Source organism: Photobacterium atrarenae (genome assembly GCF_024380015.1).
GTDB lineage: Bacteria > Pseudomonadota > Gammaproteobacteria > Enterobacterales > Vibrionaceae > Photobacterium > Photobacterium atrarenae.
On the sequence record NZ_CP101508.1, the window covers coordinates 2262923 to 2275096 of the forward strand.

The 12174-nt window shown below is 54.7% G+C and carries 7 protein-coding genes; 3 read left to right on the forward strand and 4 right to left on the reverse strand.

From position 1 onward, the window contains the following. Positions 1-38: 38 nt before the first annotated feature. From metG to NNL38_RS10685, 3 genes are all read left to right on the forward strand, one after another. Positions 39-2084 (forward strand): methionine--tRNA ligase, encoded by a 2046-nt coding sequence (gene metG, locus NNL38_RS10675; RefSeq protein ID WP_255388022.1) that lies wholly within the window; start codon positions 39-41, stop codon positions 2082-2084. A gap of 479 nt (positions 2085-2563) precedes the next feature. After that, positions 2564-3886 carry a dicarboxylate/amino acid:cation symporter gene (locus NNL38_RS10680; RefSeq protein WP_255388023.1) on the forward strand — a complete coding sequence of 441 codons (1323 nt, stop codon included), beginning with the start codon at positions 2564-2566 and terminating at the stop codon, positions 3884-3886. A gap of 224 nt (positions 3887-4110) precedes the next feature. After that, complete coding sequence (locus tag NNL38_RS10685) at positions 4111-5001, forward strand: hypothetical protein (protein ID WP_255388024.1); 891 nt, start codon at positions 4111-4113, stop codon at positions 4999-5001. A 78-nt stretch (positions 5002-5079) separates the two neighbouring features. On the opposite strand, the gene serS is transcribed toward NNL38_RS10685, so the two are convergent. The 4 genes from serS to NNL38_RS10705 all read right to left on the reverse strand — a co-directional run bounded on the left by serS (position 5080) and on the right by NNL38_RS10705 (position 11991). After that, positions 5080-6372 carry a serine--tRNA ligase gene (gene serS, locus NNL38_RS10690; protein ID WP_255388025.1) on the reverse strand — a complete coding sequence of 431 codons (1293 nt, stop codon included), beginning with the start codon at positions 6370-6372 and terminating at the stop codon, positions 5080-5082. Positions 6373-6497: 125 nt separating this feature from the next. Then, positions 6498-7841, reverse strand: coding sequence for a replication-associated recombination protein A (locus tag NNL38_RS10695; RefSeq protein WP_255388026.1), 1344 nt, complete (start codon positions 7839-7841; stop codon positions 6498-6500). Positions 7842-7955: 114 nt separating this feature from the next. After that, positions 7956-8555, reverse strand: a complete 600-nt coding sequence (gene lolA, locus NNL38_RS10700) for an outer membrane lipoprotein periplasmic chaperone LolA (RefSeq protein ID WP_500797081.1) — start codon at positions 8553-8555, stop codon at positions 7956-7958. 118 nt (positions 8556-8673) lie between these two features. Beyond that, the gene (locus tag NNL38_RS10705; protein ID WP_255388028.1) at positions 8674-11991 is read right to left on the reverse strand and encodes a DNA translocase FtsK 4TM domain-containing protein; all 3318 of its coding nucleotides are present in this window, start codon (positions 11989-11991) and stop codon (positions 8674-8676) included. Positions 11992-12174: the final 183 nt, after the last annotated feature.

Here is a 12174-nt window from a genome sequence, read left to right on the forward strand (position 1 = left end):
TGATATCTTTTTACCCATCATGAGCGAAATAAGAAACTATGGCTGCAAATCCAAGAAAAATTCTGGTGACCTGCGCCCTGCCGTATGCAAACGGTTCTATTCACCTGGGCCACATGCTTGAGCATATCCAGGCGGATATCTGGGTACGCTACCAGCGCCTTCGCGGCAACGAAGTCCATTTCATTTGTGCGGATGACGCACATGGAACGCCAATCATGCTTAAGGCCCAGCAGATGGGTATGGAGCCTGAGCAGATGATTGCCGAAGTCAGTAAAGAGCACCAGACAGACTTTGCCGGCTTCGATATCAGTTTCGACAACTACCACAGCACGCACTCCGAAGAGAACCGCGAGCTGGCTTCTTTTGTTTACACCCAGCTGAAAGAGAAAGGCTACATCACCAGCCGCACTATCTCTCAGCTGTTCGATCCGGAAAAAGAGATGTTCCTGCCGGATCGCTTCGTCAAGGGCACCTGTCCGAAATGTAAAGCCGAAGATCAGTACGGCGACAACTGTGACAGCTGTGGTGAGACCTACAGCCCGACCGATCTGATTGAGCCGAAGTCTGCCGTCTCCGGTGCAACTCCGGTGATGAAAGACTCAGAGCATTTCTTTTTCGACCTGCCACAGTTCGAAAACATGCTGCAAGAGTGGACCAAATCTGGTGCGCTGCAGGATGAAACCGCGAACAAGATGCAGGAGTGGTTCGATTCCGGCCTGCAACAGTGGGATATCTCCCGTGATGCACCTTACTTCGGCTTTGAGATCCCGGGCGAAACAGGCAAATACTTCTACGTCTGGCTGGATGCACCAATCGGCTACATGGGCTCGTTCAAGAACCTGTGTGACAAGCGCGATGACCTGAACTTCGACGAGTTCTGGAACAAAGACAGCTCGACCGAGCTGTACCACTTCATCGGCAAGGACATTGTCTACTTCCATAGCCTGTTCTGGCCGGCGATGCTGGATGGTGCCGGCCTGCGCAAACCAAACAACGTCTTCGTCCACGGTTACGTAACCGTCAACGGCGCGAAAATGTCGAAGTCGAAAGGCACCTTTATCAAGGCCGCGACTTACCTCAAACATCTGGATCCGGAGTGCCTGCGCTACTACTACGCCGCCAAGCTGAACAGCCGCATTGATGATCTGGACCTGAACCTGGAAGATTTTACCCAGCGTGTCAACAGCGATGTGGTCAACAAAATCGTCAACCTGGCATCCCGTAATGCCGGTTTCATCACCAAGCGTTTCGACGGCAAGCTGGCCGACACCTTTGCTGAGCCTGCGCTGTACAGCGAGTTTGTTGCCGCAGCCGATCGCATTGCCAATCTGTACGAAAGCCGCGAGTTCGGTCGCGCCATCCGCGAAATTACGGCCCTGGCCGATAAAGCCAACCAGTATGTCGATGAGAAAGCCCCTTGGGTCATCGCCAAGCAAGAGGGCAAAGATCAGGAGCTACAGGAAGTCTGCTCTGTGGGCATCAACCTGTTCCGCGTGCTGATGACCTACCTCAAGCCGGTGATGCCACTGCTGGCCGAGCGTACCGAAGGTTTCCTGAACGACACCCTGCAATGGGACGGCATTAGTGAGCCGCTGACTGGTCATGAAATTACCAAGTTCAAGGCGCTATTCAACCGTATCGATCCGAAGCATGTTGAAGCCATGCTGGAGACGTCGAAAGAAGATGCTGCGGCGGAAAAAGCTGCTGCCGAGCAAGCCGCGAAACCGACCGGCCCACTGGCAGAAGAGCCGATTGCCGATGAGATCGAATTCGACGATTTCGCCAAAGTTGATCTACGCATCGCCAAAATCGTCGCCTGTGAAGCAGTGCCGAAAGCCAACAAGTTGCTGAAGCTTCAGCTGGATCTGGGCGGCGAAACCCGCCAGGTATTTGCCGGGATCAAGTCGGCTTACAGCCCGGAGGATCTGATTGGCAAGCACACCGTGATGGTGGCCAACCTCAAGCCGCGTAAAATGAAGTTCGGTATGTCTGAAGGCATGGTGCTGGCTGCCGGTCCGGGTGGCAAGGATCTCTGGATCCTCGAGCCGCACGAAGGTGCCCAGCCAGGTATGCGTGTGATGTAATCACCCATTCGGTTATCAAAAAAGGAGCTTCGGCTCCTTTTTTATTGTCCATTTTCCCAAACCTCTGACCGCCTCAACATTTTGACTGTTCCTTACCCTGCCGGGTATGCACTATTTATGCACTTTATGGGTAACCTGAGCCCCCTGTACTCTCCGCAGCCCCTCAAAATACCGTCGTGAGAGCCGGCCAGCACATTAACGAAAGTTTCACTAACGAAACAAAAGCAATCATTACGAGCGCTCACTCGACAATCCCGAATATACAACATATAAAGCGGTCAAAATACAGTCAGCAGGTTAAAGTATTGTTATTTATTTGGTTGTTAGCGAACAATCTCAGCTTTAAAAGTGTGATCGAAAACATACCTTTGCATTTTGTGCCGCATTTTACTTCGCCTTAACAGTGTCACTATTGATAATCTGCTCCGCACTCTGATCCATGGTTTACAGAGTGAATAATTATAAGGAGTGTTCATTTCATGCTAACACAAAAGAAAAAAATGTCCCTGACCGGCCGGGTGATCCTCGGGATGGTGCTCGGGATCTTGACAGGATTCATCATTCGCTCCCTTTTTGCAGAGACATCTTTGGTTCATGAGTATCTCGTGAACGGCCTGTTCGACGTCGGTGGTGATATCTTTATTGCCAGTTTGAAAATGCTGGTTGTGCCACTGGTTTTCGTCTCCCTGGTCTGCGGGACCAGCAGCCTAAGTGACCTCAGTACTTTAGGCCGCCTGGGCGGAAAAACCATTTTATTTTATCTCACCACCACGGCTATCGCGATCACCCTCGCGCTGACCATGGGTAACCTGTTCCAGCCGGGTACCGGTGCCGATCTATCTGCCGCGACCAGCTTCAGTGCCAAAGAAGCGCCGTCATTGGGTGATGTGATCGTCGGCATGTTCCCGACCAACCCGATCAACTCGATGGCGCAGGGCAATACGCTGCAAATCATCGTGTTTGCCATCCTGTTCGGGATCGCCATCAGTGCCGCGGGTAAAGCTGGCGAGCGCATTGCCGCGATCTTCGTCGATCTCAACGAAGTGATCATGAAGCTGGTCGCCTTGCTGATGAACATTGCACCGTTCGGAGTCTTCTTCCTGATGGCCAAGCTGTTCACCAATATCGGCCTGGATGCTATCTACAACCTGCTCGGCTACTTCCTGGTTTTGTCAGCAACCCTGCTGATCCACGGCCTGGTCGTCTACAGCCTGATGCTGAAAGCTTTCTCCGGTCTGAGCCCGAAAGTCTTCCTCAAAAAAATGGAAGATGCTGTGATGTTCGCGTTTTCAACGGCCTCTTCCAACGCCACCATTCCGGTCACTATGGAAACGGCGACCAAGCGTCTGGGGGTCAGCAACCGCATTGCGTCCTTTACTGTGCCGCTGGGGGCAACCATCAACATGGACGGCACGGCCATCATGCAGGGCGTCGCAACCGCCTTTATTGCCCAGGCGTTTAATATCGACCTGACCATGAGTGACTATATGGCCGTGATCCTGACCGCGACCCTAGCCTCCATCGGGACCGCCGGTGTACCGGGAGTCGGCCTGATCATGCTGGCGATGGTGCTCAACCAGGTGGGCCTGCCGGTGGAAGGGATTGCCATTATCATGGGTGTCGACCGCCTGCTGGATATGATCCGGACCGCGGTCAATATTACCGGCGACAGCTGTGTCACCTGTATTGTGGCGAAATCTGAAAACGCCCTGGATGTGGAGCGCTTCAACGATCCACAGGCCGGCGCCAAAGAAGAGCAAGTTCACCTGCACCCACAGGCGAAAACCAGCCATATCGACTAACCCCATGAAACAAAATACAAAGGCTCCGAACGGAGCCTTTTTTGTGCCCCGTTTTCATGCACTGGTGCACCAAAAAGAACCGCACTCCTCGAAAGTGGTAGAAAATAGAACTCAACACTTTGATTTATAAGGATTAAAATTCACCCACCATAGCGTCTTTCCGGGTCCGGAAATTGCACTTTCTTCCTAATAAGAAAAGAAATGGCTCCGCCGGAGGACAAACCATGCTCATCACGACGCTATTTACCATACTGATCATCGGGCTGGGTTATTACAGCTACCGTTCCCGGCAAACTCAGGCCCTGTTGGCAAGCCGTTTTAACCAGGTCATTGGCCTGCGCCAGCTGATCCACCTGCTGCGGTTTCACCGCCGTAAAACGCACCAGATATTAAGTGAGGGGAGCAACCAAAGCTCAGATAAACTGCTCAATGAAGCGTTGGCAATCCAGAGCCTGCTCAAAGCCCTCAACAACCAGGCAGAGCAAACACAAAAGCCGATGTACCGGATTTTACGCAAACGGACCGGTATTCTGCTCGACAGCTGGTCGGGCTACTCACTGAAGCGAAACCAGAGCACCCACGGTAAAACCATTCGCCATGTGTTATATCTGATTGACGATAGCATCACTCAGGGGTTGCTGGCTGCCGATCAGGATCAGCTGTTTCAGCAATACCAGTCCGCCTGGTCGATCACCCTCAATGCGATCGACAGCCTGAGCCGTTTTCGCCATGCTATCCACAGTTTTGAACCCGGTTCAAGTAAGGTTCAGCGTGAAATGCGGCTCCATATCCAGATCCTGCACCGCCGGCTGGGGCAGATGGCAATGATGAGCAGCCAGGCGGTCCCGGCGGTGGTGCTGGATACCCTGTTTGAGAAGTTTGACCAAATCAACCTCCAGAACCAGCCACCACAGGCCGTCAAAGCCGAACTGTATCAGCTGTCGCTGCAATTCTCGGATACCTTATTTAACCTGTTCGACCTGGTGCTGGCCGATATCGGGGATGCCATCTCCATCCGGCTGCCACAACTACCAACCGATGCAATCAATGTCATTCAGCTGCCGCATACCGCACTGACCGGCCAGCATTACAGCGGTGATAAACCCGTTTCCTGATCCGCTTCATGCTGATACCCCCCAAACGAAAAAACCCGGCAGAAGCCGGGTTTTTAAATCGGTTGCAACGATTGGGGATTAGCCGATATGCGTTACACCATTCATGTACTTACGCAGCACTTGCGGGATCTCGATACGACCATCCGCCTGCTGGTAGTTTTCCAAAATTGCCACCATAGTGCGGCCAACCGCCAGACCAGAACCGTTCAGGGTATGTACCAGCTCAGGTTTCTTCTCGCCTTTGCGGCGGAAGCGGGCCTGCATGCGACGGGCCTGGAAGTCACCGACGTTCGAGCAAGAAGAGATCTCACGGTATGTCTCTTGGGCCGGAACCCAAACTTCCAGATCGTAGGTTTTCGCAGCACCGAAGCCCATATCACCGGTGCACAGGATCACCTTACGGTATGGCAGTTCCAGCAACTGAAGTACTTTCTCAGCATGCCCGGTCAACTCTTCCAGAGCCGCCATCGAATCTTCCGGGCGGGTGATCTGAACCAGCTCAACTTTATCGAACTGGTGCATCCGGATCAGGCCACGGGTATCCCGTCCGTAAGAGCCCGCTTCAGAGCGGAAGCATGGAGTATGTGCCGTCATCTTGATCGGCAGATCCGCTTCTTCAACAATCTCATCACGCACCAGGTTGGTCAGTGGCACTTCAGCGGTCGGGATCAGCGACATGCCCACGCCTTCTTCCGTCGCCGGCTTGGTGTGGAACAGATCTTCACCGAATTTCGGCAGCTGGCCGGTCCCGTACAGGCTGTCCTGATTGACCAAGTACGGTACGTACATTTCGGTATAGCCGTGCTCTTCGGTGTGCAGATCCAGCATGAACTGGGCAATCGCACGGTGCAGACGCGCAAACTGGCCTTTCATCACGATAAAGCGTGAACCGGACAGTTTCACCGCGCTGGCAAAATCCAGGCCGTCACCCATTTCGCCCAAATCAACGTGATCTTTCACCTCGAAGTCATAAGACTTCGGCTCACCCCAACGGGAAATCTCAACGTTTTCCTCTTCATCTTTACCGGTTGGCGCCGATTCATCCGGCACGTTCGGCACAGACAGTGCGATCGCTTTGATTTCGTCCTGCAGCTCAGCCAGTGCTTTCTTGGCATCATCCAGGTCGTTGCCCAGGGTGGCAACTTCAGCAAGGATTTTCTCAGCAGCTTCATGATCGCCTTTCGCTTTGGCCTGACCAATGGACTTCGATCGGGAGTTACGCTGTGCCTGAAGCTCTTCGGTTTTCACCTGAAGGGACTTACGTTGTTCTTCTAAGGAACGTAGTTTTTCAACATCGAGGGTAAAACCACGGCGCGCTAATTTTTCGGCTGTTGCGTCCAGCTCTGTTCGAAGTAATTTAGAATCTAGCATGCTAATCCTGTGCTCATAATGTTCTAAAGTGCACTTTATTCAGCCAACCTGATGGCTAAATAATATTAATTCAGAATGCGTTAAAGAAACTAACGCAGATCTTCAACAATACCCAAAAAGCCTTATTATTGATAGCGCTTTAAAGCGCTTTTTGCATCTAAAGAAGCAAGATAATCTAGCTTTTCAGCAATTTTGGTCTCCAGTCCCCGATTTGTCGGGTGATAATAGCGGGTTCCGGCCATCTCCTGTGGGAAGTAACATTCCCCGGCCGCATACGCGCCCGGCTCATCGTGCGCATAACGATATTCCTCACCATAGCCCATCTCTTTCATCAGCTTGGTCGGCGCATTGCGCAAATGAACCGGCACTTCATAATCGGGATGATTCATCGCATCCGCCTTGGCCTGCTTAAATGCGGTATACACGGCGTTGCTTTTCGGCGCACTGGCAAGATAGACAATCGCCTGGGCGATGGCCCGTTCCCCTTCATAAGCGCCGACCCGGGTAAAACAATCCCAGGCCGAAATCGCGACCTGCATCGCCCGGGGATCGGCATTGCCGACATCTTCCGAAGCAATCGCCAGCAGGCGGCGCGCCACATAGAGCGGATCGCAACCGGCCTGCAACATCCGGGCAAACCAGTACAGCGCGCCGTCAGGACTTGAGCCGCGGATCGACTTGTGAACTGCCGAGATCATGTCATACCAGAGATCGCCTTTGTTATCGAACCGGGCGATCTTCTCTCCGGAAACTTCCGCCAGCAACGCCAGGTTAATCTGCTTCATCCCGCTGCTGTCTTCATCCGCCATATCGATCAGCTGCTCAAGATAGTTGAGGGACATGCGGGCATCACCGTTGACCAGTGTGGCCAGCTGCGCTTTGACATCATCGACAAACACCAGCTTGTCAGCCCCGCTGACGCCCCGCTCGGGATCCGCCAGCGCCTGCTCGATCACAGCCAGCACTTCATCCTGCTCAAGCGATTTTAATTTATAGACCCGGGCCCGGGACAGCAAAGCGTTATTCAGCTCAAAGGATGGGTTTTCGGTCGTTGCGCCGATGAAAGTGACTGTGCCATCTTCGATATGCGGCAGAAAGGCATCCTGCTGGCTCTTGTTGAAGCGATGGACCTCATCGACAAACAGGATCGTCCGCCGACCAGCCATTTTGTTTTCGCGGGCTTTCTCGATCGCCGCGCGAATATCCTTCACCCCGGAGGTCACCGCCGACACTCGCTCAACTTCCGCGTTGGCATAGTGAGCGGCCACTTCCGCCAGCGTGGTCTTGCCGGTGCCCGGCGGTCCCCAGAGGATCATCGAGTGCAGATGGCCGGCTTCCAGCGCCCGTCTGAGCGGCTTGCCTTCCCCGAGGATATGGCGCTGGCCGATGTACTCTTCGACCGTTCGGGGCCGCATCCGGGCCGCCAGCGGGCGAAAATCTGAGGAAAAATCGAGGCTGAAGTTGTTCAAAATCGCCACTCCTTATACCAATCTCAATACTGATCAGGCTGGTATTAACAAAAATAGGCGGCACCGAAGTGCCACCTAAATAATCAAACAATGCAAATCATCTCAGTGTCGCGGTCAGTTTCGCTGATCATCCAGCTCCACCCCCGCCGGCGGGGTAAAAGTAAACAGATCCCGCGCAGGCTGACGGCGACTGAAGCGGCTGAAAGTGAAGTTACTACGCTGACCGTCTTGCTCTACCACCGAGAAACTTCTCACCTGACCGTTCTTCGCCACAGTCACGACAAATTTACCCATTGATGACGTCGGATCTTTCGGAGTCAGGGTAAAGGTATCAGCGGTCTGGACCACATGATACTTGGCCCAGTCTGCCGCGCTGTTGCGGGTCAGCAAGACAAACGGCGTCTGCTCGGTGGCATCTTTGAGCCACATTGCAGTGACCTGCTCAATAAACGGGCTGTAGTACCACAGTGTTTTGCCGTCAGAAATCAGGAGGTTCTCATCCGGAACCACGGTATTCCAGCGAAACAGGTTCGGGCGCTGAATCGCTACATCGCCTTCACCCTCCACCAGCAGATCCCCCTCCGGGCTCACGACTTTCTGCTGAAAATCGGCACTGAACGCGTTCACTTTCCCCAAACGCGTACTCAACTCCTGCTGCGGATTGGCCCAGGCCGCCGAAGCAAGAAACACAGGCGCTGCAATCAGCATACGCATCACAATTTTTTTAATCATTCTTTCTTACCTAAGTGTGCTCGGGGATGCATCGCTGCCTCCCGGATTCTCCCTGCGCTCCGTACGGTAACGGCCCGCAGTCAAAACATGTTTTAGCCAATCAGTCCTGCGGCGGTGGCGGCGGGGCCAGGACCTCGCGGTTACCGTTGTGGCCCGGCGGACTGACAATCCCATGCGCCTCAAGCTGTTCAACAATCCGCGCCGCACGGTTATAGCCAATCTTAAACCGACGCTGAACCCCGGAGACCGAGCCACGGCGTGACTCCGCGACAAACGCAGCAACCTGATCAAATAGCTGATCCAAGTCATCGTCGCCGCCAACCGGCGTTTCACCCGGCAACAGGCCATCCGAGCCCTGATCCGCTTCCAGGATCCCTTCAATATATTGCGGTTTTCCCCGGGCTTTCCAGTCATTCACCACATTGTGGACATCGTCATCTGAGGCAAAAGCACCATGGACCCGAACCGGATGGTTCTGTCCGGCCGGCAGATACAACATGTCCCCCATCCCCAGCAGCGACTCCGCGCCGCCCTGGTCAAGAATGGTGCGCGAGTCGGTTTTGGTCGACACGGTAAAGGCCATCCGGCTCGGAATATTGGCCTTGATCAAACCGGTGATCACATCCACCGACGGCCGCTGGGTCGCCAGCACCAGGTGGATCCCGGCCGCCCGCGCTTTCTGCGCCAGACGGGCAATCAGCTCTTCAACTTTCTTGCCCACCACCATCATCAGATCGGCAAACTCATCGACGATCACCACAATGCTCGGCATTTTCTCCAGCAGCGGCGGATATTCATCCATGCTGTCACCCGGCTTCCACAATGGATCATGGATCGGGTGACCGGCTGCCGCGGCTTCTTCCAGCTTGGCGTTAAAGCCGGCCAGATTCCGTACCCCGCAGGCGGCCATCAGCTTGTAGCGCCGCTCCATCTCGCCAACACACCAGCGCAGCGCGTTGCCTGCATCTTTCATGTCGGTGACCACTTCCGTCAGCAGATGCGGGATCCCTTCGTAGATCGACAACTCGAGCATTTTCGGGTCAATCATGATGAAGCGACAATCTTCCGGCTTACACTTATACAGCAAGCTGACAATCATGACGTTAACACCGACCGACTTACCCGAGCCGGTCGTACCGGCCACCAGCAAGTGCGGCATCTTGCTCAGGTCGGCAACAACCGCTTCCCCAGCAATATCGTAGCCCAGCACAATCGGTAGTGCGGCTTTCATATTCTGGAATCGCTCGCTGCCTACCACTTCTGACATGTAAACCGTCTCGCGGTTCACATTCGGCAGTTCCAGGCCGATATATGGCTTGCCCGGGATCACTTCCACCACCCGCACAGCTGAAGCGGATAACGCCCGAGCCAGATCTTTGGCCAAACCGGAAATCCGGCTGACTTTGACGCCCGGCGCCAGGTCAAGCTCAAACCGGGTGATAACCGGGCCCGGATACACCCCGACCACCTTGGCTTTGATCTTATAATCCGCCAGTTTGGACTCCACCAGCATCGCCGTCTGCTTGAGCTCTTCCTCGCTGGCCGGCTCTACCGTTTGTCTGGCCGGGGCCAGCAGATCCAGGGTCGGCATCGGCGTGGTCGGTACAGGCAAATCCGCATCTTTTTTCGCCAGGAACGGGTTATCCAGTCCCGCGGCATGGGCCTGTGCTTTCTGGGCGTCACGGATTTGCTGCAAAAACGCTTCCTCATCACTGAGGTTGCTGTCATCCGCATCCGAGTTGCCCCGCTCGGCCCGCTCCAATTCAGACATCCCGTCGTGAACACCAATTTCAATTTCGCTGCCATCGCCGGTAATTTCCGGCGACTTGTCTTCAATACTTGCTGCCGGACTTGGCTCCGAGCTTAAAGCGGGCACCGGGACTTGCTCGGGCATCTGATTTTCGTCCTGCGCGTGGTGAAAGTCAGGATTCAGCGCTGAGTTTACCGGCTCTCGCTGAACCGGCTGTGAATCGGTTGGTTGGGTCAGGTTCATCGCCGACTCAGCAGTAACGGCCAGCTCGGTTTCCTGAGCCGGAGAAGACATTTCTGAAGCAGCCGGTTGTTGTGTTTCAGCAACAACTGCCACAGAGGCTGTCTCAGACTCACTGCGCTCTGCCTCCAGTTGCGACCAGTCTCCCAGCGTTGGCTCAACAGGTGACAACCGTTCAGCTTGTTTCGGCAAGGCGTCGTCTGGTGTTGCGCCAACTTGAGTTTGCGCATTCGAAGCAACAACGGCATCCGTCGCAACTTGTGGCTCACGAGCTGTCGCTGCTGCCGGGCTTGAGCTGAACTCGGTCATCCCATCTGCTGCGGTCTCATCCAGCGTCGCCAGATAGGCGGACTCATCTTGCTGATGAACCGAGAAATTCTCATCCCGATCCAGCTCGCGCTCAAGCTCGGCAATGGTCATGCCCCGGGCCGGACGAGCCGGGGCCATGTCAACCGCAGCCGTTTGCGATGCTGCGGCACTCGCGGCATCAGACACAGCTTCTACTGCTGGCACGGATGCCGTCACAGTTACCGCACCTGTTGCGGAAGCTGTGGCGGCCGGGCTGGCTTTCGCCCGCTCCGGCATCACGATTCTGAGTTCACTCTCTTGCGATTGCCAGTTTGTATCCTGCTCGGCAGGCGCTGATGGGCGCGGTGCCGCGCTCGGCATGACTTTCGGGGTGCTGCTGGATGCCAGCAAAACATCATCCGCATCCGGTGTCTCTTCTGCCGGAGATGGATTCAGTTGCTGGGCATAAGCGGTTTGCTGCTCTTCCGGAATATCAGCGGCAAACGGAGTCAGGTTTTCCGAGCGGTCGGAGCGAATTTTGTTCAGCAACCAGGCCAGCGAGCCCAGCGTGCTTTCCCCCAAAGTATCGACAATTGTCAGCCAGGAAATCCCGGTAAACAACGTAAACCCGACAGCCCAGAAAAACATCAGCACTAGCGTCGCGCCCAGCAGGTTGAACAGCGGGAGGGTCATATTGGCAACCACATCCCCGATCACCCCGCCGGAGGAGAAATACCAGATATCGTCGAAGTTCAGATCAGCCAACCCGCAGCTGGTCAGAAACAACAACAACAATCCCAGCAACCGGGTGCCATAGATCATCCAGTCGATTGAGTCCCGCTCGCTGCGGCGACGAAACAACACCCAGGCCCCGAGGATCATGGCAAGTGGCAACACATACGCCAGCGAGCCCAGGGTGAACAGAAAGGTATCTGCGGCCAGAGCGCCCAAGGCCCCGGCCTTATTCTGCACCGGCCCTTGCCAGGCCGTTTGCGACCATGACGGATCCGCCGGGTCGAAACTGACCAGGGCTACCATGATAAATATCGCGGCGAGAATGCCGATAATCAGGAAGCTTTCCAACAGACGCTGGCCGCCAGACAGGCGGACTCTAGGCTGCTTGCCTTTTACTTTCCTCAAAAAACACTCCGGTGTTACGCTTATTCTTCTTTGCAAGACCAACAGTCCTCCACGGTGAACCGCAGAAGCCCTGCCGGGTTGAATCGGTTGAAATTCTTGCCCTATCTTATACTACTTGCCGCCCTTTTTTGACACATCAGGCAAAACTGGGAGCAAAGCACTATCAGGCGACTCTGTCGCCAC